Raw genomic sequence first — 21048 nt, forward strand, 5'->3', positions numbered from 1 at the left:
CATGAGTAATATAACGATTGATCAATTACACATGGCTCTGTGTGAAGCTAATTCTATTATGCTCACTGTTCACGTTCGCCCCGATGGAGATGCTATTGGCTCGATGTTGGCTTTTTACGAAGCCCTCGTAGGTCAAGGCAAAACTGTTTATATGGCGGTGGACGATATAGTACCAGAGAAATATTCTTTCTTAACTTATGCAGATCACATTCACGATGTTGCTTATTTTGAGGAGAATCCTGTATCTGTTGATATGCTCATGGTATTGGATGCTAGCACGTATGAACGAATTGGTAAAATAGGTGCACTGCATAGTGCACCTATTTTTAATATAGATCATCATATTTCAAATACTCAATTTGCTGATTATCTATATTTAAAATCCGATTTTGCAGCAACTGGTGAGATCATTACAGATTTATGTAAGAACTGGAATTGGCCTATTACAGAGTCGATGGCGAATGCTTTATATATGGCTATCGCTACAGATTGTGGATTTTTTAAATTTAGTAACACCACGGCTAACACATTAGCTATGGCGGCTCTTTGCGTTGAACAGGGCGCTCGTCCACATATCATTTCTGAACGTATTGAAGCAGTCAGTGCGGAACGTTTGGAATTGACTAAATCAGTTATGCAAACCATTAGTTTTCATAAGGATAATACGGTTGCCACTATCGAGTTAGATCCTATAGCAATGGCTATTCTTAAGGACGATACAGATGGGTTTGTGGATATTATCCGCAACGTAGATACCGTAGATATTGCTATTTTGTTAAAAGGTGAAAGCCATGACCGTACTCGTGTTAGCCTTCGTTCCAAAAGAACTGATGTAAATGCTATTGCTCAACAATTCGGCGGTGGAGGTCATATTCGCGCTGCTGGTTGCACCATTACAGGCGATATAGAAGAAGCGAAGAAACAATTGTTGGAGGTCATTGGATAATGGATGGCATTTTACCATTTCTAAAACCGCCGGGGATTACGAGTCACGATGCAGTTGCCATTTGTAGACGTATTTTAAAAGAGAAGCGCATAGGGCATAGTGGTACTTTAGACCCTATGGCCTATGGTGTATTACCTATATTTTTAGGTAAGGCTACGCGTCTCATTGAATATACAGAAAGTTTTTCTAAAACCTATGTAGGCGAATGTAGATTCGGTACTTTCACAGATACGGAAGACAGTACGGGCACCTCTGTGTTACCTGATGAAGAGATGCATATTCGTCATGATGAGCCTATCTGGGATGAACTAGAGGCTATATTGGAGACCTTTAGAGGGACGCAAGAGCAGAGACCGTCTAAATATTCTGCCATTAAAATCAATGGCATTCGAGCTTATGAATATGCTCGCAAAGGAATTCCTGTAGAATTGCCAAGCCGTACCATAATGATTGAACATATTGAATTATTAGCCCATTCATTCCCGTATTTCACGATTCGTGTTACTTGTTCCAGTGGGACCTATATTCGATCGCTGTTGCGAGACATTTGTATGCGCATTGGATTACCAGGAACGATGACTTCTCTGGCACGAACTGCTGTAGGACCTTTTTCTATTCATGATTCCTATATGGCGGAAGAGTTAATGGTGCATGGTGAAAACTTGTTGCTACCAACGGATTTTGCAGTGAGTCATCTTTCAAAAATAGATGTAAATAGTGTACAATTGAAGATGATGGTGCAAGGAAAAGAATTGCCTATAACAGATAGTTTTAGTCATACGGTACCATCTCACTTATATAGAGCTTATGGACCAGATGGGTTTATTGGTATTGTCAAACGGAAGTCTGATTCGATACGGGTAGAGAAAAATATTTTTATTTAAGGATCATTATGAAACAATTACACTCCTTTGATGAGTTATCTATTATTCAAGATAAAATTGTATATGCACTGGGCACATTTGATGGATTGCACCGAGGTCATCAAAGGGTAATTCAAAGAGCTATTGAAGCTGCTAACACTCATAATGGAGTTACTGTTCTTGTTACATTTGATGCCCATCCGAAGACTGTTTTATGTCCAGACAAAGTGCCAAAACGGTTATTATCTACTTCTATTATGGACGATATATTAGTGAAAATGGGTATAGACTATCTATTGCGACTTCCTATGAGCGAAGAGCTTATGAGTATGTCTCCTCAATCATTTTTAGATGTTCTTACGGACCATCTTGATGTCATAGCTATGGCTGTAGGCACTAATTTTACTTTTGGTGCTAAAGGAGCTGGTACGCCTGCTATTATGGTAGATTTATTAGCTTCGAAAGGTATTGAAGTATTAGTAGAATCACTATTACCTACAGAAGAAGGACCTGTTTCTAGTACAGCTATTAGAAAAGCTATTGAAGAAGGGCGTATGGAAGAAGCTGCAGAGTGGCTTGGCCGTCCTTACCAGTTTAAAGGAATTGTCATCAAAGGAGATCAGCGGGGACGCACTTTAGGATTTCCTACGGTAAATTTATTATTGCCTAATGAAATGGCAACACCACCAGATGGCGTATATGCTAATCGCGTTTGTGTAGATGGCAAATGGTATGATGGAGTAGGCAATATAGGAGATAATCCTACTTTCAAAAACCAATATCATCGTTGTGAAGTCCATTTATTTGATTTTGATCAAAATACATACGGTAAAGAAGTAACAGTTCAATTTATTTCTTATTTACGAGGGGAAATTAAATTTAATCAGTTAGAGGAATTAATTGAACAAATGAAAATTGATGAAGCCCAAGCGTTGTCGATTTTAAGAGGTTAGAAGCCATAAGGGGGAATTATGGATATTAAAGACGCACGTCAACAAATTGACAGTATAGATTCGCAATTAGTGACATTATTTGAACAACGTTTATTACTTATTGAAGCTATTGCTAAATATAAAGATGAGCATCATTTGCCTTTAATTGATGAAGCGCGAGATGAAGAAATCATTGCCAAACATAAAGAAAATTGCAGCCAAACACAATGGGCTCCTTATATTGAATCTTACATGAAACAAGTAGTAGCTACTAGCAATGAGTTTTTAAAAGAACATATGCATAAGCACATTTTCCTCATCGGTATGCCTGGTGCAGGTAAGACGACAGTAGGGAAAATGTTGGCTAAAGAATTGGGCCGTGATTTCTACGATCTAGATCAAACTATACAAGATAAAGTGGGAAAATCGGTACAAAATATTTTTATTTACGATGGCAAAGATGCTTTCAGCGAATATGAATATGAAACGATTAAAGAGTTGATTCATAATAAGCCTTCTGTTATTGCTACTGGTGGCGGCACGGTTACGTCTGAAAAAACTGTTAATCTTATGCGCAATAATGGTTTAGTTGTATTTGTTAATCGAGACGTAAATCATATTCTCGACGATTTAGATTTAGAAATTCGCCCTCTCGTAAAAGAGAGTATTGAATATATCTTTAATGTGTATGAAGAGCGTTATCCACTCTATGAAGAGGTAGCTCATATCAAAATTGGTAATGAAGGTAGTATTACTGATGCTGTACAGGAAATTATAGAAGCTTTACCAAATACGGAGAAATAATGGAATCAATACGAGGATTTGTGTATCGAATTATATATCAAAATACGCAGAATACGTATTGTGTATTTCTCTTGAAAGATTATAACGAAGAAACAATCCCTTGTACTGGTCGATTTGAAGCCCCAAAAGAAGGGGAAGACGTAGAAGTAAAAGGTCAATATGTAGAGCATAAAAAATATGGACACCAATTTGATGCCCATAGCATTGAAAAGCTTAAACCTGATAATATGGGGGCTGCTAGGCTTTACTTATTAAATTTGGGTATTAAAGGTTTAGGGGAAAAGACGGTAGAAAAGATTTGCGATTATTTTGGCCTTCGCCTTCTCGACGTGTTGCGAGAAGAGAAGCCAGAAGAGATCAAAGATGTGCCGAATATTCGCAAAAGCGTGAAAGAAGAGTTATATAATACTCTTTTAGGTGAAGGAATTTTAGCAGAACTGAACCAGTTTTTTGAGTCTCATCAAATTTCGTCGAAATGGTCTCGCCAAGTTTACAATTATTATGGGGCATCCTCTATTTCTGTCATAGAAGACAATCCCTATGTATTGCTTCGTATCGTCCCTGATATGCTATTTAATACGGCTGATACATTGGCTTTACAATTAGGGGTGGATCCTCAAGATGAACGTCGCTTAGAAGCTGGTATTAACTGGATTTTAGGGCTTTTAGACAATCAAGGACATACTTGTTTGCCTGTAGATATGCTCATTAGTCGGGCTTATGATATATTACAGATCAATCCGGACTTAGTAGCTGATTATATTGAAAATAACATCTCTCAAGGCCTGTTATATAGTACTTATTATGATGATATTCTCTATATTTATCCTCCAGAATTATATGTAGCAGAATTAGAAGGCGTTCATTATGCACGGCACTTTTTAGGAGGAGCAGATCCAGTTGCTCTTGACATTCCTACATTTATTGAAAGCTTTGAGGCGTCTAACCATATCCGATTAGGGGACGAGCAGAAAGAAGCCATTTCTCTATCCTTTTTTGAAAAGTTCTCCCTCATTACTGGGGGACCAGGAACAGGGAAGACAACCATCATCAAAGCTTTGGTGAAAGGGTTTCAATTAGGTGGCTTAAATCGCATTGTCTTATGTGCTCCTACGGGCCGGGCTGCTAAACGATTAACAGAGGCTACAGAATTTGAAGCCACTACTATACATCGCTTATTGATGCCTGTTGTAGGCAGTGATTCTTATGATTTTACGAAAAATGAAGATGATCCTCTCGATATTGATGTTATCATTATTGATGAAGCTTCCATGTTAAATGTACGTCTTTTTTATTCTTTAATGGCAGCTATACCGAAAGAAGCGCATATTGTCATCGTTGGTGATGTGGATCAATTGCCGCCTATTGGTGCTGGATTTGTTTTAAAAGATCTACTCCATAGCGATATGGTACCTTATACGAGATTGCAACATATATATCGGCAAAGTTCTGGGAATAGTATTGTGGATAGTGCTTATGCGATTAATAGCGGTAACATGCCTAATTTAGAATCGGTAAATGGAGAATTTACTTTCATTCCCGTTAGTTCCTTAAATGACATGATGAAAGCTATTACCGATGTTTACGAACGAGAAGTTAACACCGTAGATGATGAGTTAGATATTCAAATCATTTCGCCTATGCGCCGAGGAAAAGCTGGGAGTATCAGCATATCTCAATATGTGCAGCAAGTGGTGAACCCTAGTAGTGCACATAAAGGAGAAGTGCGTGCCAATGGGATTACTTATCGCGTTGGTGATAAGGTGATCCAAATATTAAATAATTATGAATTAGAAATTTTTAATGGTGAAATTGGCATTATTTATGCTATTACGAAGAGTGATATGTGCATTCGATTCGTTCACAAAGAAGTACGCCTATCTCTCGATGAAGTGCATATGATTATGCCTGCTTACGCCATTACAGTACATAAAAGCCAAGGTAGTGAATATGGGGTTGTCATTATCCCCTTTATTCCTATGTATGGAGGCATGTTGCAACGTAATTTATTATATACTGCTGTGACACGGGCAAAACGAAAGGTGATCATTATTGGTACTAAAAGTTCTGTTGAAAGAGCGGTAGCTACTGTTAATGGAGAAGAACGATTTACATTGTTTAAAGAACGTTTACAAGGAAAGTGTGATGGATAATGGGTCTATTAGATTTTTTATTTCCTCCCATTTGTCCTCATTGTGGTACTCCTGTAGTGACACAAGGGGAATGGTGTGAATCTTGTATTACTGATATTCTACATGTGAGACAAGTGCCAGAGAAGTTTTTACAATCCTTAGACTGTGTTTATATTCTTAGCGATTATCGCGGTGGTATGAAGTCAATTATATACGATGTAAAATTTAATGAAAAAAAGGAGCAGTCCAAAGGGACTGCTCCTTTTTTAGCATCGCACAACTTCTATATACACCAATTTAAACCGCATTATATTATTCCTGTTCCGTCTAGCACAGAAAAGAAGAAAATTCGAGGTTATAACCAAGTCGATCTTTTCTTCAAAGATTGGGCTTTGTCCTTAGAAGGAGAGTATGGGAACGGCCAATATTATCGGTGGCTAGATTGTTTAGCTAAAATCGATACGAAAAAAGAAATGTGGGCCTTAAGTGGAACAGAACGATTAGAAACGGTGAAACATGCCTTTACTTGGCAAGATGATTATAAAGATATAGATTTTACTGATACAAGAATTTTATTAGTAGATGATATCTATACGACTGGAGCCACATTAGAAGCGGCTAGCCGTGTGCTAGCGACTCGGTCACCTCTTAGAATTGAAGGGCTCACATTGACGAGTGGTAGTTTTTAGCCTAACACTTCTATAAATGCTTTTACAACCGATGGATCAAAGAGGGAACCGGAGGCACTGAATAATTCTTCTTTGGCTTTCGCTTTTGTTTTCGCCCAAAATTCCGTAGATGGATTGACAGTAGAGTCATAGTAATCAGCAACGGCAATAATGCGCGCTCCGAGAGGGATATTAGCCCCTCGTAAGTGTTTTGGATAGCCAGATCCATCCCATTTTTCATGATGATAGCGGATATATGGTAAAATTTGTTGGCAACATGGATAGTTTTCAATCATGTTGGCACCGCTAGCAGGGTGTTGTTTATATTTGGACATTTCTTGTTTATTAAGATATGGTGCTTTTTGAATCAGTGAATTAGGCACCATTAATAATCCTACATCATGTAATAAAGCGGCATGACGAATTTGTTCAATTTCATTTAATGGTAAACCCATTTTTGCAGCAATACTGACTGCGTAATTTGAGACTTGAATAGAATGTGTATATAAATGATAACTTTTCATCTGAATCATTTGTAATAGCTGAGCGCTTATGGCTTCTAAACTATCCTTCTCTAATTCATACAGTCCCGATGGCTGCATTAATGATAACATAAACATAATATACCCCTTTAATTACTAGACAATTAGACAGTATACATATTCTCCCAAAAGATGTATACATCGTACAGTTTTTAGGTCGATCTTCTATAACAGTATTCGTATTATACAACATTTTTTTTGATTTGTGTATGAAGTAGATAAGTAATTTAAAATTAGTATTCACATTTTGCATAAGAAAAAAGATTGACAAAAATAGAATGCCTTAACGGTGTGGATCATATGTTGCGATATAATAAATGATATTTATTTATTAAGAAAATCTTATAAATCCTATTCCTATTTTCTATACATGAAAATAAGGGGTTGAAATTTTCATTCTCATAGATCTGATAATAGAGGAAATATATGTTTGCTTTCTTGCTTTCTTTATATATAATAAGATATGTATATTTGATAGACATTTCTTAGCTATATATTCTATAATTAAAGAATACGGGTCTGTGGTTGCAAGTCGAGGCCAGTCGCAGGCAAAACGATCCACATAAGCAGTTTAAGAAACTGTGAGCATGGTGCGGCTTAGATATAAGTCCTGCCGGTAAACCGAGAGAAGTAGTAGTGGGGAGCCACAGGCTTAGGAGCGAACCTTCCAGCAGGCGAGTGTGGGGGCAAAGACCAGGTCAGCCGTATACAGGCACATGAGGCTTTCTCATGTGCTTTTTGTATGCCATTTATTCATAGCTATATAAAAATGATAGTTATATATAAAAAAACAGGCAAATTGTTTTATACACAAATAGAATATTTATACAGTCAATGCATAAAAGATGAAATCAAAAGGCGTTAATAATGCATTTTTTAAAAATATATATAAAATTATTGACATAAATATTCGGTTATTATATACTATGACTATAACGTAAGATAGTTTGTAAAGTGAGGGAATACTTATGAAAAAAAATAAAGTAAAAAAACTGATTTTAAGTAGTTTCATGCTAGCTATGGCAGGCTTTTTTATTGCTGGCTGTGGTTCTGACGGTGCTAACAAAAGCAATAGTATTGTAGTAGGTACAAATGCTACCTTTGTACCATTTGAATTTAAAGATGAAAAAACAAGTGACTACACTGGTTTTGATATTGAGTTGATTCGGGCTATTGGTAAACGACTCAATAAAAATGTAGAACTTAAAAATGTAGCCTTTGATGCTTTAATTCCAGCATTGAATACACGTGATATTGATGTAGCTGCTTCTGGCATGACGATTACCGCACAGAGAAGTGAAAAAGTATTATTTTCATCTCCTTATTATGAAAATGCATTAGCTGTAGTCTATAAAGGTGATGTAAATATCAATAGTTTAGAGGATTTAGTAGGTAAAAAAATCGCTGCTCAAATGGGGACTACAGGAGCTGATTTAGCTCATAAAATTGAAGGTACTACAGTAACAGAATTTGACCATAGTAATGAAGCTTTGTTAGAATTACAAAATGGTGGTGTAGATGCTACTGTTATCGATTTACCAGTAGCGCAGTATTATAGTACACAACACCCTGATGAATCTATCAAATTGTTTGAGTACCCTAATACAAAAGAATACTTAGGGTTAGCTTTGAATAAGGATAACAAAGAATTGCAAGAAGCTATCAATAAAGCGATTGCTGATATGAAGGCTGATGGCGAATTCAATGAGTTATATAAAAAGTGGTTTAATGTAGATGCTCCTGCAGATATGCCGGTAGTATTAGAATTTAAATAATAGGAGTCATGAATGGATTGGAATGTTATCATTAATAACTTACCTTTGTTATTACAAGGGGCGTTAGTGACAATTGAAATTACAGCCATGTCTGTAGGTTGTGGTTTTCTTATTGGGTTATTAGTAGCCTTAGCTGGTTTATCTCGGTTTATGGTGGTTCGATTATTGGCGAAATGCTACGTAGATATTATTCGTGGTACACCTTTATTGGTGCAAATTTTCTTAATTTATTTCGCCTTACCAATGATAACAGGTCAACGTATTGATCCATTTATTGCTGCTGTTACTGCTTGTAGTATTAACTCTGGTGCTTACGTATCTGAGATTTTCCGTGCTGGTATCCAATCTATTGATAAAGGACAAATGGAAGCAGGTCGCTCTCTCGGGTTGTCATGGGCCCAAACTATGCGATATATCATTATGCCGCAAGCTTTCAGAGCTATTATTCCACCATTGGGCAATGAGTTTATTGCTATGTTGAAAGATTCTTCTCTTGTATCTGTTATCGGATTTGAAGAGTTGACTCGTCGTGGTCAGTTGATCATTGCTAAAACTTACTCATCCTTTGAAATTTGGGGAACTGTAGCAGTTATTTACTTAATTATGACTGTTACTATCTCTCAATTGGTTGGTTATTTGGAAAGGAAAAATAGCGTAAAATGATTATTTTAGATAAGGTGCGTAAATCCTTTGGTAAAAACGAAGTACTAAAAGGCATTGATCTTCATATTGCAAAAGGGGAAGTTGTAGTTATTATTGGCCCTTCTGGTTCTGGCAAGAGTACGGTGTTACGAACTATGAACTATTTAGAAGAACCTAGTAGTGGAAAAGTTATTGTAGATAGCATGGATTTAGCGGATAAAAACAATTTGAACGAAGTCCGCAAAGAAGTGGGGATGGTATTCCAAAACTTCAATTTATTTCCTCATATGACGGTGCTTGATAATTTAACATTGGCACAAACAAAAGTGAGAAAAACACCGAAACAAGAAGCTGAAAATATAGCTCTTGCATTGTTAGAACGAGTTGGGCTAGCAGATAAAGCAAAAGCGTATCCAAATTCCTTGTCTGGTGGTCAAAAACAGCGTGTTGCTATTGCTAGAGCATTAGCGATGAAACCAAAAGTCATGCTGTTTGATGAACCTACATCTGCTTTGGACCCTGAAATGGTGCGGGAAGTTTTAGATGTTATGAAATCTCTTGCTGAAGAGGGAATGACGATGGTCATTGTGACTCATGAAATGGGTTTTGCCAAAGAAGTGGCTGATAGAGTTCTCTTCGTAGATGGTGGTTTAATCTTAGAAGATGGAACACCACAAGAGATATTCGATACGCCTACTAATGAGCGAACAAAGAGTTTTCTCTCCAAAATTCTATAATCCAAAATAAGAATACAGTAGTTCTTTGTGACGATTTTCTAATCTTCATAGAGGACTACTTTTTATTATAAATATAGGATTATGCATTTCTTAGATATCAAATAATATGATAAATAAAAATTAAAATTTACAATAAATCTATAACTAAAGTGGTTAGTTTAAGTAGGTACATCATGTTTTACAGATTAATGATATAAATATTTGTGATATCAACGTGGTTTATGCATACACGATTATGCATAATAATTTTTAATACGAATATGGTTTATTAATATAGAAGGCCCTTAATTATGAGAAAAAGATATAGGATTGAAATGAATGAATAAATATCTGAATTTCTTCTGATGTATAGTTGATACTGACAAAAAGTTATATATGTATAATCATTAAAAGGAAATTATTATTATTTGATATTTTATGCATAGTGTGCTATGATACAAGTGTAGTGCAAGACAGTTAAGACATATAGATATTTTAGGAGGATGTTACCATGTTGGGTAAAGTAAAATGGTTCAGCGCAGAAAAAGGCTATGGATTTATTGAAAGAGAAGATAGCAGCGATGTATTCGTACATTATTCTGCGATTCAAGATGAAGGATTCAAATCCTTGAGCGAAGGCCAAAATGTTCAATTTGATATCGTTGATGGCAATCGTGGTCCGCAAGCGGCTAACGTTGTGAAAGCCTAATACGAAATCGACACGTATAGGAATACCAATTTTATATAGTCATATACACTCACGTCGGATGTAAGTTGAGAAAATTTATATCCGATGTGAGTTTTTTGTTTCCTTATTAATCTGTTAAAATATTTTTATAAATTTATATAATATAAAAGCAGGAGTTTTTCTGAAGTTGGTAGAAATATTTAAATAACACAATGATATATCTATAGGGATATATTGTTTGTGGATTGTTAGAAAGGATGTTGACATATGAAGGTACAAGTCAGAGGTAAAAACATTGAAGTAACAGCTGCTCTTAGAGCTTATGTAGAAAAACGATTGAGCAAATTGACTCGTTACTTTGATGATGAGTTAGATGCACAAGCAGTACTATCTGTGGCAAAAGAAAAAGCAACTGTTGAGTTAACTTGTTTTGTCGATAAGATTGTATTACGTGGTGTGGAAACTAACGATGATATGTACGCTGCCATCGATCTCGTTGTTGATAAAATTGTACGTCAGATTCACAAACATAAAACTCGTTTGGCAAAACGTTTTAAACGACAAGAAGTGTTCCGCCCCGATGTGGCTACATTAGATATACCTGTAGAAGAAGAACAAATAGAAGTGGTTAAACGGAAACATTTTGTTGTTCGTCCTATGGATGTAGAAGAAGCTATTTTGCAAATGAACTTGATTGGGCATGACTTCTTTATGTTCTTTAATGCAGAAACAGAAACAATGAATGTTGTATATCGTAGACATGATGGATTCTATGGTTTGATCGAACCAGAACTTCAGTAGTTAACATTCGTGAACGAATCAGTCTTTTAGGTACGAAACTATATAGAGAAATAATCGATGGTATATTGAAAATAAATCGATAAAATTGTTGTAAAAAGCCTTGAATTTTGACTATTCAAGGCTTTTTCGTTATAATAAATAAGATAAAATAATGTAATGATATGTCCTATAGAGGAGTGATTTGATTGTTTGACTTTTTACAAAGTCTTTTTGGTAATACTAGCGCTAAAGAATTGAAGAAAATGCGCAAAGTAGTAGACCATATAAATGAATTAGAGGCAGAATTTGAAAGACTCAGTGATACAAATTTAGTGGCAAAAACAGAAGAATTTAAACGTCGTCTTGCAAAAGGTGAAACATTAGATGATATTTTACCAGAAGCATTTGCCGTATGTCGTGAAGCATCAAAACGCGTATTGGGAATGCGCCATTTTGACGTGCAATTAATGGGCGGCATTTGTCTTCATAAGGGCAATATTGCAGAAATGCGTACTGGTGAAGGTAAAACGTTAGTAGCTACTTTGGCGGTATATTTAAATGCTTTAACAGGGAAAGGTGTCCACGTAGTTACTGTTAATGATTATTTGGCGCGTCGCGATAGCGAACAAATGGGACGTCTATATAGTTTCTTAGGCCTTTCTACAGGTCTTATTGTGGCTAATTTAGATTACCATCAACGAAGAGAAGCTTATAGTGCTGACGTAACATATGGTACAAACAACGAGTTTGGTTTTGATTATTTGCGCGATAACATGGTTTCTGAAGTGTCTCAAATGGTGCAACGTCCATTAAATTATGCCATCGTTGATGAAGTGGACTCCATTTTAATCGACGAAGCTCGTACACCGCTTATTATTTCTGGGCCAGGTAACCGTTCTACAGATAATTATTATAAATTAGCTGAAATCGTACCTCATCTTGTGAAAGATGAAGATTATACGGTTGATGAAAAGCAGAAGACTATCGCTCCTACTGATGCAGGGATTGCAAAAGTAGAGAGGATGTTAGGTGTCGAAAATCTGTATGATGCTGAAAATATCGAGCTTAATCACTTGTTAGGAGCTTCCTTACGAGCTCATGCGATGATGCACCGCGATACAGATTATGTAGTTAAAGATGGACAAGTCGTTATTGTAGATGAGTTCACAGGTCGTTTAATGTTTGGTCGTCGTTATTCCGACGGATTGCATCAAGCTATTGAAGCTAAAGAAGGCCTTAAAGTAGAACGTGAAAGCCAAACATTAGCATCTGTTACATTCCAAAACTATTTCCGTATGTACCATAAATTAGCAGGTATGACAGGTACTGCCAAAACTGAGGAAAAAGAGTTTAATGATATTTACGGTTTAGACGTTATTCCTATTCCGCCAAACCGTCCGTTGATTCGTTTAGATTTGGCCGATCAAATCTTTAAAACAAAAGCTGCTAAGTATCGCGCTGTAGTGCGCAATGCAGCAGAACGACATAAATTAGGACAACCAATCTTGATTGGTACTACGTCGATTACACAATCAGAGGAATTATCTGATATGTTGTTACGCGCAGGCATTCCACACAAAGTATTAAATGCAAAACATCACGAACAGGAAGCAGAAATCGTAGCGAATGCAGGCCAAATGGGTATGGTTACGATTGCTACTAATATGGCTGGACGAGGTACTGATATTACATTAGGTGAAGGCGTACCTGAACTTGGAGGCCTTGCTATTTTAGGTACAGAACGCCATGAAAGTCGTCGTATCGATAATCAGTTGCGCGGTCGTTCTGGTCGTCAAGGGGACCCTGGATCCTCTCAATTCTTCTTATCTTTAGAAGACGATTTGATGCGTATTTTCGGAGCTGATAACATCTCTGGCATTATGGATCGTTTAGGCATGGAAGAAGATGAGCCAATTGAACATTCATTGATTACAAAATCAATTGAACGAGCTCAGAAAAAAGTCGAAGATCATAACTACAATATTCGTAAATATATTTTGGAATATGATGATGTTATGAATCAACAAAGGGAAGTCCTGTACGAACAACGCCGTCGCATCTTAGGTAATGAATCATTACGAGATACGATTAAAGAAATGATTGATCGCCTTGTAACAGAAGCGGTAGACACCTATGCAGACGAAAAACTCTATCCAGAAGAATGGGATTATGAAGGTTTGTATACACACCTTAGCCAATACTTCTTAACAGAAGAGATTATGTCTGCAGAAGATATGGAAAACTATACACGCCAAGAGTTAGATGAACGCTTGCATGATATTGCTCATGAAGAATACCAACATCGTATCGACTTGTTAGGAGATGCTATGTTTAATGAATTAGAACGAGCAATTATGTTACGCGTAGTAGATAACAAATGGATGGAACACTTAGATAACATGGATATGCTTCGCGAAGGAATTGGCCTTCGTGCGTATGGCCAAAAAAATCCACTTGTGGAATATAAATTTGAAGCCTATGAAATGTTCCAACGTATGGTCGAAGCCATTCAAGATGAAACGATTATGGCATTGTATAAAATTCGTGCACAATTGATTGAAGAAATTGAAGAACCGAAAGATCAATTAGAGGGTGCACAGTCCCATCATGAAGATGTGTTGGAGCCACAAAACATAGATTAGATTTGTGAAATGGCACGTTGCTGATGGATTCCCTTCTAGCAACGGCCATTTTTCTTTTATTACGGCATTGTAGTAATACTGTAATACGTTAATAAGATAAATATGATGTAGTCATATGAGTTATCTATAATGTAAAAAATGAGTATAGAATTGATAAAGGCGGTGACATAAATTGTTAGAAGATTTAAAGCCAATGATAGCGAATCTAGAAGAACGTATTTATGGAATGAGGGATTCACTTTAACATCGCTCAGAAAGAAGATCGAATCTTCACTCTCGATGTACAAATGAGTGACCCTACATTTTGGGACAATCCTGATAAAGCCCGTGAAATATCACAGGAAGCGACACAATTGAAAAACTCTGTAGAAGGGTATAAGCAATTAGTATCTGATATTGACGATGCAAGCATGATGCTTGATTTAGCTATTGAAGAAGACGATAGTTCTATGGAAAATGAGATTAAGCAGTTTATCAATGGCATTCAAGAAGCGGTAGAGAAACAAGAAGTATTGTTACTCTTAAGTGGAGAATATGATGCTAATAATGCGATTTTAACCTTCCATGCTGGCGCTGGAGGTACAGAAGCGCAAGATTGGTGCTCCATGTTGATTCGTATGTATCTAAGATGGACTGAAAAAGCCGGTTTTTCCATTGAGTTAATGGATGAGCAACCAGGTGATGAAGCTGGTATTAAAAGTGCTACGTTTCTTGTAAAAGGGGAAAATGCCTTTGGCTATTTGAAATCAGAAAAAGGGGTACATCGCCTCGTTCGCATTTCTCCTTTCGATGCAGCGGCTCGTCGCCATACATCTTTTGCAGCCGTTGATGTCATGCCAGAAATTGATGATGCTGTAGAAATCAATATCGATATGAAGGACGTTCAAGTCGATACTTATCGTGCTAGTGGTGCTGGTGGTCAGCATATTAATAAAACAGATTCTGCTGTTCGAATGACCCATAAACCGACAGGCATCGTCGTGCAATGTCAATCGCAACGGTCTCAAATGCAAAATAGAGAACAAGCTTTGCGATTATTGAGAGCTAAATTATTTGAATTAGAATTAGAAAAACAAGCAGAATTAAAAGAACAAATTGGTGGCACTTATCAAGCTATCGAGTGGGGTAGTCAAATTCGTTCTTACGTATTCCATCCTTACAATATGGTAAAAGATCACCGTACATCTGTAGAAACAGGTAATGTACAAGCCGTTATGGATGGCAACTTAGACCAATTTATCGAAGGATTCCTTAAGAAGGAAGCTAATTTAACAGTATAGGAGATTATATGAAAAAGTTTTTTCTATTCCTTATTTTCCTCATTGTGCTTCTCGCCGTAGGTGCACAATTTGCACTTCCATCTTATTTGGAATCACAAGTACAATCTGAACTTGATGAAGCATTACATCCTAGTAGCCAAACTATAGATATTAGTTCTATGCCTGCTTTTAAATTGACCTATGGGGAAGTGGATGAAGTAAAAGGTACATTAGAGAACGTAAAGTTAGGAAAATTAAATTTCAATCATTTTCAATATAGTGCAGAAGGATTGAAAATCAATCCTGTGTCTTTGCTTATGTCTCGTGAGATTGATGTAATCAGTGCTAATAGCGCTTCTTTAGAAGGTATTGTATTGGCTGATGATTTAAAAACGTTCCTCGTTGATAATACGCCAGGGTTAGAAAATGGCAATGTAAAACTTAGCAACGAAAAAATTACTGTTTCTGGATCTGTTAACTTATTAGGTGCTCTTCGTGGACAAGGTAATTTGGAAGGTAATTTAGAATTAAAAGACAATGTACTTTCCTTTGCGCCTACTCGATTTACTATTAATGGTAGTACTGTCGGTGGTTTGACATCACAAGTGTTAGAGCCAATTACGATTTATGATTTCAATACATTTCCAATTCCTGTGAAAGCAGAGTCTGTTAGTGTGGAAAGTGATGAAATTCATATTAAAATCAAACCTGTAATCAATTAGAAAGGATTTATCGTGCAGATGATTAATAAAACTAAGCATTCCTTAGTTCTCATTGCATGTATCATTATCGGTCTTTTATCCTCCTTGTATTTAGTGGTGGAAAGACACAATGTCGAGAAAGTGCAAAATCACATTGAAAATATTGTCGATTATGATGCTGTATTAAGAGCTAATGCTTTTGAAAAGCGAAGTCAAGAAGAGGCTTTTGATGCACTAAAAGATGCAGGTGTAACAGCGTTTGCCATTTATGATCGGACATTAGAAAAAGCAAATGATGCTGGTCATATCAAATTGCTTAATGCTCAGGATTTATCGAATGTGAGGATTGATGGTGATACAGCAACGCCTGGTGCTACTTATGTAGCTCTAGTGCCAGGAAAAGAAGGGTATTATCGAGAGATTCGGGAAGATTTATATCATCGCATTAGTAAAGATAAAGTTAAAGAGTTACAAACGAGCATTGGTCCTGTCCTTCAGCTATATGGTGCTAGTGCTGAAAACTATGCAAAATTAAGTTTAGGTATTTCCAAAATTCAAGCTATGGAAGTAGCAGACTCAGGTTTTAACGTTATCGTTAGACCTACGAATTATCGAAATGTAACACCTGAAGATATAGCACATGTATTTAGTCGTTTAGAAGGTGTTCCTCGTGTTACGGGCATGATATTTGCTGGTAAAGAAGTGTTAGGCGCACCTCACTATATTGATGAAACACTAGCTCATATGGATGAGTTGCACATTCCATTAGTTGGTATTGAAGCAGTTAATCAGTTGCAATATGAACCACAAATGGGTTTCTTAGAGATGGCTGCTAAGAAAGAGTATAGTGTAGGTCGGGTCTATACAATTGCTAAAGAAGAGTTAAAGAAAATTGCTCCGCAAGAGGCTGCACAACGCTTCTATATTAGCGATATAGAACGGAATATTCGATTTAATTTATTCCCTGTTTATGAAACGGGACAAAATAATGAAACCGTATTACAAACGACCATAAATTATATCGATATAGCCACTACTAAGTTAGCTGAAAAAGGCTATAAATTTGGTCCTGCTAATATTTATCCACCTTATGAGCCTAATCCAATTGCATTGGGACTCACTATTATTGGTAGTGTAGCTCTATTTATTTATGTAGGGCAAATGCTCATTGCTATGCAAAAAATATGGCAAATTATAGCTTTTGTAGTGCTGTCTATCCTGTCTTTAGTAGGCATGACTATGACAAGTGGTACCTTGATTACTCAAGTATGGGCTTTTTTTGCAGCTATTTTGGCACCTGTAGGGGCGATGATTCTTCTTATGGAAGAGTGGCGCCGATATAGTGAATCTCTCAAAATAGAGCCATGGAAAGCCACAATATTATCCCTCTTTTATCTACTCGTAGCAGCTATTATTGCTGCAGTAGGTGCTATGTATGTAGCTGCTTTATTAGGGAATACACGATTCTTTATGGAGTTCGCTTTATTTAGAGGTGTTAAATTAACTTTTGTATTACCAGTCATTTTGGTGGCTATTGCTTATTTACAGCGATTCCCATTATGGAAAGGGCGTATGATCAATTCTTCAAAAGAAGCAAAACAATTTGTAGTGGAATTTTTCACTGCAGATGTAAAAATGTACGTTTTCTTTGTAGTTGCTGCATTAGGCGCGGCAGGTTGGATTTTTGTGGGGCGTAGTGGTCATACAGCAGGTGTTCCAGTACCTAGCTTTGAACTGATGTTGCGCAGATTTCTGGAGAATACATTATATGCAAGACCTCGAGAAAAGGAATTCCTCATCGGTCATCCTGCATTGATGTTGGCAACTTTTGCATTACTTCGCAAATGGCCAATGGTTATTCACTTCGTCTTGACCATTGCTGGCGTTATTGGCATAGCTTCTATGGTTCAAACATTCTGTCACGTTCGAACGCCAGTATTTATGTCTATTATGCGTGGTTATGATGGACTTTTATTAGGCGCAGTATTAGGTGTAGTCGCTATTATTGGCGTCCGCCTATGCCTATATATCGCTCAATGGTTCGTCGCTAAGGAGGAAAGCCATGAGTAATATCGTTATTTCCGGGTATTACGGTTTTGGCAATGCTGGCGATGAAGCTATGTTATCCGCTATTATCGATGCCATTAGAGATGTAGAAAGTACAGCTCATATTACTGTTATTTCCGGGAATCCTACAGAAACGAGTCGAAAACATAATATACAAGCGGTAGGTACTTTTGCGGGATTATCGATTGTAAAAGCCATTACTAAAGCTGATCTAGTCATTAGTGGTGGAGGTAGTCTTCTGCAAGATGCAACAAGTATTCGAAACACCTATTATTACTTGAGTATTATGGGCCTTGCTAAGTTATTTGGTAAGCCTGTTATGCTCTATTCGCAAGGGATTGGACCTTTATATCGTCAATCGACGCGTAAAGCTGTTAGCTTTATGTTAAAATACGTTGATCGCATTACTGTTCGTGACTCTATATCGAAAGAGGAACTTCAATCATTAGGTATTCACGATGTAGAGGTGACAGCTGATGCTGTATTGGCTATGCATCAAGGCGATATATCGGTAGGACGCAACATATTAGAAAGCTATGACTGCAATACGTCTAGTGATAAAAAGCGAATCGGTATTGCTGTACGTAGCTGGAAAGAAGATACAGCATACCGCACAAGCTTAGCCACTGTTTTGTCGAATCTTAGTGAAAAAGATAATGCAGAAATTATCTTCATTCCTATGTCTCATCCAGATGATACAATGGAGGCAAAAGAAATTGCTCATCTTATGACAGCGCCATCTATCGTATTAGAAGGGCCTTTTACAACAGAGGAGCAAGTTTCTTTATCAGGTAATGTAGATGTTATGATTGGCGTTCGTCTTCATGCACTTGTTTTTAGTTCCTTAATGAACAAGCCTGTTATTGGAATTTCTTATGATCCCAAGATTACAAGTTTCCTTCATATGATTGGACAAGAGCCAATTGGAACGATGAAAGAATTAGATCCGCAAATGTTATATGAACGTTGTCGCGATTTATTAACGAGTACCGACTCTTATAGGGGCTCGTTTGAACGGATTAAACAACTGCGTGTAGATTCGAAGCGGAATGCAGAGATTGCACTATCGCTTCTAAACCATGGTTAATTTAAATGGATCCTATCCAGAAAGAGAGGTCTCTATGACTACATTGACACAAGAGCAATTACAATTAGTTGAAGAGAAAGCTAAAGCGATTCGAGCTAGTATTATTAGATCCGTAACTGCTGCTAAATCTGGCCATCCTGGTGGTTCTTTGTCCATTGCAGATATTATGGCTTTACTATATTTTCTGGAAATGAAGGTAGACCCAAAGAATCCAAAGGATCCAAATCGGGATCGTTTTGTTTTATCTAAAGGTCATGCAGCGCCTGCCTTATATGCGACGCTAGCAGAAAAAGGATATTTCCCTAAAGAAGAATTATTGAATTTACGAAAAATTGACCATATCTTACAAGGTCATCCAGATATGAAATATACACCTGGTGTAGATATGTCGACTGGTTCTCTTGGACAAGGTATTTCTGCAGCAGCAGGTATGGCTTTGGCGGGTAAAATCGACAATGCTGGATACCGCGTATATGCCGTTCTTGGAGATGGTGAGTTAGAAGAAGGTCAAGTTTGGGAAGCAGCTATGTTTGCTGGTCATTACAAATTAAATAATTTGACTGCTTTTGTAGATTTCAATGGCTTACAAATTGATGGAGACATTAGAGAGGTCTTATCGCCATTACCTATTCCAGAGAAATTTAAAGCTTTCAACTGGAACGTAATCGAAGTCGATGGTCATAATATAACTGAGTTACATAATGCTATCGAAAGTGCTAAAGCCTTTACAGAAGGGCCTACTTGCATCGTTATGCATACGGTAAAAGGAAAAGGCGTAAAAGAAATGGAAGGCCAAGCAGGTTGGCATGGTAAAGCGCCTAGTGCTGAACAAGGTGAAGCATTTGTCAATGAAATTATGGGGGTGTAATAATGGGTAAAGCAACACGTGAAGCATACGGTAATGCCTTAGCTCGTATCGGTAAAGAGAATACCAATATCGTTGTTCTCGATGCAGATTTATCGAAATCTACTAAGACAGATACATTTAAAAAAGATAATAGTAATCGATTTTTTAATGTAGGTATTGCAGAACAAAATTTAATCTCTGTTGGTGCTGGTTTGGCAGCAGCTGGGAAAATTCCATTTGTATCTTCTTTTGCTATGTTTGCTACTGGCCGTGCTTTTGAACAAATTCGAAATGCCGTATGTTATCCAAAATTAAATGTAAAAATCTGTGCTACTCATGCTGGTATCACTGTAGGTGAAGATGGTGCTACACACCAGAGTTTAGAAGATATTGCATGTATGCGCGTATTGTCAAATATGACTGTAATAGTACCTGCTGACGAACGAGAGACAGAAGCTGTTATCGAATGGGCTGCTCAATATGAAGGGCCTGTATACGTTCGCCTAGGCCGTGCTAGTGTAGACGATGTTATGCCGGAAGGCTATACTTTCACACCTGGTACATCCACTATATTGCAAGAAGGTCCTGATGCTACTATTATCGCTTGTGGTGCCCTTGTAGGTCCTGCACTAGAAGCGGCAAAAGAATTGAACAATAACGGTATTGCTTGTACAGTAGTCAATATGGCTTCTATTAAACCAATCGACGCAGAAGCGATTGTGAAAGCTGCTACTACAACAGGCGCTATTGTAACAGCAGAAGAACATAATGTATTAGGCGGTCTTGGTTCTGCTGTAGCTGAAGTCGTTGCTGCTAATCATCCTGTGCCGATGGAATTTGTTGGTGTAAAAGATACATTTGGGGAAAGTGGTACACCTAATGAATTAATGGCTAAATATGGTTTGACAGCAGCTCATATTGTAGAAGCTGTTAAGCGAGTGGTAACACGTAAATAAT

The 21048-nt window shown here is 37.1% G+C and carries 19 protein-coding genes; 18 read left to right on the forward strand and 1 reads right to left on the reverse strand.

Features of this window, described 5'->3' with window-relative positions; translation table 11 throughout:
- The first annotated feature begins 1 nt into the window (after nt 1).
- The 6 genes from NFR29_RS01075 to NFR29_RS01100 are packed head-to-tail and all read left to right on the forward strand — an operon-like array spanning nt 2 to nt 6366.
- The gene (locus NFR29_RS01075) at nt 2–946 is read left to right on the forward strand and encodes a DHH family phosphoesterase (protein ID WP_251421946.1); all 945 of its coding nucleotides are present in this window, start codon (nt 2–4) and stop codon (nt 944–946) included.
- Entirely contained in the window at nt 946–1830 is an 885-nt protein-coding gene (truB, locus tag NFR29_RS01080; protein WP_251421949.1) for a tRNA pseudouridine(55) synthase TruB, read from the forward strand. Before NFR29_RS01075 ends, truB begins: the two co-directional genes overlap by 1 nt.
- 8 nt (nt 1831–1838) lie before the next feature.
- A complete protein-coding gene (locus tag NFR29_RS01085; protein WP_251421952.1) occupies nt 1839–2762 on the forward strand; it encodes a bifunctional riboflavin kinase/FAD synthetase in 924 nt (307 codons plus the stop codon).
- Between the two features lie 18 nt (nt 2763–2780).
- Complete coding sequence (locus tag NFR29_RS01090) at nt 2781–3545, forward strand: shikimate kinase (RefSeq protein WP_251421955.1); 765 nt, start codon at nt 2781–2783, stop codon at nt 3543–3545.
- A complete protein-coding gene (gene recD2, locus NFR29_RS01095) occupies nt 3545–5698 on the forward strand; it encodes an SF1B family DNA helicase RecD2 (protein WP_251421958.1) in 2154 nt (717 codons plus the stop codon). The genes NFR29_RS01090 and recD2 overlap by 1 nt, the downstream gene beginning before the upstream one ends.
- Entirely contained in the window at nt 5698–6366 is a 669-nt protein-coding gene (locus NFR29_RS01100; RefSeq protein ID WP_251421961.1) for a ComF family protein, read from the forward strand. Before recD2 ends, NFR29_RS01100 begins: the two co-directional genes overlap by 1 nt.
- On the opposite strand, the gene NFR29_RS01105 is transcribed toward NFR29_RS01100, so the two are convergent.
- Nucleotides 6363–6965: an HD-GYP domain-containing protein gene (locus tag NFR29_RS01105; protein ID WP_251421964.1), complete on the reverse strand. Its 603-nt coding sequence runs from the start codon at nt 6963–6965 to the stop codon at nt 6363–6365. The genes NFR29_RS01100 and NFR29_RS01105 overlap by 4 nt on opposite strands.
- Nucleotides 6966–7855: 890 nt before the next feature.
- Here NFR29_RS01105 and NFR29_RS01110 point away from each other — a divergent pair.
- The 12 genes from NFR29_RS01110 to NFR29_RS01165 all read left to right on the forward strand — a co-directional run bounded on the left by NFR29_RS01110 (nt 7856) and on the right by NFR29_RS01165 (nt 21047).
- Nucleotides 7856–8662: a basic amino acid ABC transporter substrate-binding protein gene (locus NFR29_RS01110; protein ID WP_251421966.1), complete on the forward strand. Its 807-nt coding sequence runs from the start codon at nt 7856–7858 to the stop codon at nt 8660–8662.
- 12 nt (nt 8663–8674) lie between these two features.
- Complete coding sequence (locus NFR29_RS01115; RefSeq protein WP_251421968.1) at nt 8675–9325, forward strand: amino acid ABC transporter permease; 651 nt, start codon at nt 8675–8677, stop codon at nt 9323–9325.
- Nucleotides 9322–10041, forward strand: a complete 720-nt coding sequence (locus NFR29_RS01120) for an amino acid ABC transporter ATP-binding protein (RefSeq protein WP_251421971.1) — start codon at nt 9322–9324, stop codon at nt 10039–10041. Before NFR29_RS01115 ends, NFR29_RS01120 begins: the two co-directional genes overlap by 4 nt.
- Nucleotides 10042–10531: 490 nt before the next feature.
- On the forward strand, nt 10532–10729 hold the full coding sequence (locus tag NFR29_RS01125; RefSeq protein WP_251421973.1) for a cold shock domain-containing protein: 198 nt from the start codon (nt 10532–10534) through the stop codon (nt 10727–10729).
- Nucleotides 10730–10975: 246 nt separating this feature from the next.
- Nucleotides 10976–11509 (forward strand): ribosome hibernation-promoting factor, HPF/YfiA family, encoded by a 534-nt coding sequence (gene hpf / locus NFR29_RS01130; RefSeq protein ID WP_251421976.1) that lies wholly within the window; start codon nt 10976–10978, stop codon nt 11507–11509.
- Between the two features lie 185 nt (nt 11510–11694).
- Nucleotides 11695–14130, forward strand: coding sequence for a preprotein translocase subunit SecA (gene secA / locus NFR29_RS01135; protein WP_251421981.1), 2436 nt, complete (start codon nt 11695–11697; stop codon nt 14128–14130).
- Between the two features lie 172 nt (nt 14131–14302).
- Nucleotides 14303–15410, forward strand: a protein-coding gene (prfB, locus tag NFR29_RS01140; RefSeq protein WP_251421984.1) for a peptide chain release factor 2 whose coding sequence is annotated in 2 segments (ribosomal slippage) — nt 14303–14359 and nt 14361–15410 — 1107 coding nt in all. Because the reading frame shifts where the segments join, the coding sequence is not laid out codon by codon here.
- An 8-nt stretch (nt 15411–15418) separates the two neighbouring features.
- Nucleotides 15419–16111 (forward strand): LmeA family phospholipid-binding protein, encoded by a 693-nt coding sequence (locus NFR29_RS01145; protein WP_251421987.1) that lies wholly within the window; start codon nt 15419–15421, stop codon nt 16109–16111.
- 18 nt (nt 16112–16129) lie between these two features.
- Nucleotides 16130–18160 (forward strand): DUF5693 family protein, encoded by a 2031-nt coding sequence (locus NFR29_RS01150; protein WP_251421990.1) that lies wholly within the window; start codon nt 16130–16132, stop codon nt 18158–18160.
- The gene (csaB, locus tag NFR29_RS01155; protein ID WP_251421992.1) at nt 18153–19244 is read left to right on the forward strand and encodes a polysaccharide pyruvyl transferase CsaB; all 1092 of its coding nucleotides are present in this window, start codon (nt 18153–18155) and stop codon (nt 19242–19244) included. Before NFR29_RS01150 ends, csaB begins: the two co-directional genes overlap by 8 nt.
- 34 nt (nt 19245–19278) lie before the next feature.
- Nucleotides 19279–20112, forward strand: a complete 834-nt coding sequence (locus NFR29_RS01160; RefSeq protein ID WP_251422370.1) for a transketolase — start codon at nt 19279–19281, stop codon at nt 20110–20112.
- A 2-nt stretch (nt 20113–20114) separates the two neighbouring features.
- Nucleotides 20115–21047 (forward strand): transketolase family protein, encoded by a 933-nt coding sequence (locus NFR29_RS01165; protein WP_251421995.1) that lies wholly within the window; start codon nt 20115–20117, stop codon nt 21045–21047.
- Nucleotide 21048: the final 1 nt, after the last annotated feature.

Source organism: Veillonella agrestimuris (genome assembly GCF_943193065.1).
GTDB lineage: Bacteria > Bacillota > Negativicutes > Veillonellales > Veillonellaceae > Veillonella > Veillonella agrestimuris.

Excerpts from the sequence above, each read along its gene's own strand:
- NFR29_RS01110 (WP_251421966.1), top strand. The coding sequence starts at position 7,856 with ATGAAAAAAAATAAAGTAAAAAAACTGATTTTAAGTAGTTTCATGCTA.
- NFR29_RS01150 (WP_251421990.1), top strand. The coding sequence starts at position 16,130 with ATGATTAATAAAACTAAGCATTCCTTAGTTCTCATTGCATGTATCATT.
- NFR29_RS01125 (WP_251421973.1), top strand. The coding sequence starts at position 10,532 with ATGTTGGGTAAAGTAAAATGGTTCAGCGCAGAAAAAGGCTATGGATTT.
- NFR29_RS01145 (WP_251421987.1), top strand. The coding sequence starts at position 15,419 with ATGAAAAAGTTTTTTCTATTCCTTATTTTCCTCATTGTGCTTCTCGCC.
- NFR29_RS01085 (WP_251421952.1), top strand. The coding sequence starts at position 1,839 with ATGAAACAATTACACTCCTTTGATGAGTTATCTATTATTCAAGATAAA.
- recD2 (WP_251421958.1), top strand. The coding sequence starts at position 3,545 with ATGGAATCAATACGAGGATTTGTGTATCGAATTATATATCAAAATACG.
- NFR29_RS01120 (WP_251421971.1), top strand. The coding sequence starts at position 9,322 with ATGATTATTTTAGATAAGGTGCGTAAATCCTTTGGTAAAAACGAAGTA.
- hpf (WP_251421976.1), top strand. The coding sequence starts at position 10,976 with ATGAAGGTACAAGTCAGAGGTAAAAACATTGAAGTAACAGCTGCTCTT.
- truB (WP_251421949.1), top strand. The coding sequence starts at position 946 with ATGGATGGCATTTTACCATTTCTAAAACCGCCGGGGATTACGAGTCAC.
- NFR29_RS01100 (WP_251421961.1), top strand. The coding sequence starts at position 5,698 with ATGGGTCTATTAGATTTTTTATTTCCTCCCATTTGTCCTCATTGTGGT.
- NFR29_RS01090 (WP_251421955.1), top strand. The coding sequence starts at position 2,781 with ATGGATATTAAAGACGCACGTCAACAAATTGACAGTATAGATTCGCAA.
- csaB (WP_251421992.1), top strand. The coding sequence starts at position 18,153 with ATGAGTAATATCGTTATTTCCGGGTATTACGGTTTTGGCAATGCTGGC.
- NFR29_RS01160 (WP_251422370.1), top strand. The coding sequence starts at position 19,279 with ATGACTACATTGACACAAGAGCAATTACAATTAGTTGAAGAGAAAGCT.
- NFR29_RS01165 (WP_251421995.1), top strand. The coding sequence starts at position 20,115 with ATGGGTAAAGCAACACGTGAAGCATACGGTAATGCCTTAGCTCGTATC.
- NFR29_RS01115 (WP_251421968.1), top strand. The coding sequence starts at position 8,675 with ATGGATTGGAATGTTATCATTAATAACTTACCTTTGTTATTACAAGGG.
- NFR29_RS01105 (WP_251421964.1), bottom strand. The coding sequence starts at position 6,965 with ATGTTTATGTTATCATTAATGCAGCCATCGGGACTGTATGAATTAGAG.
- NFR29_RS01075 (WP_251421946.1), top strand. The coding sequence starts at position 2 with ATGAGTAATATAACGATTGATCAATTACACATGGCTCTGTGTGAAGCT.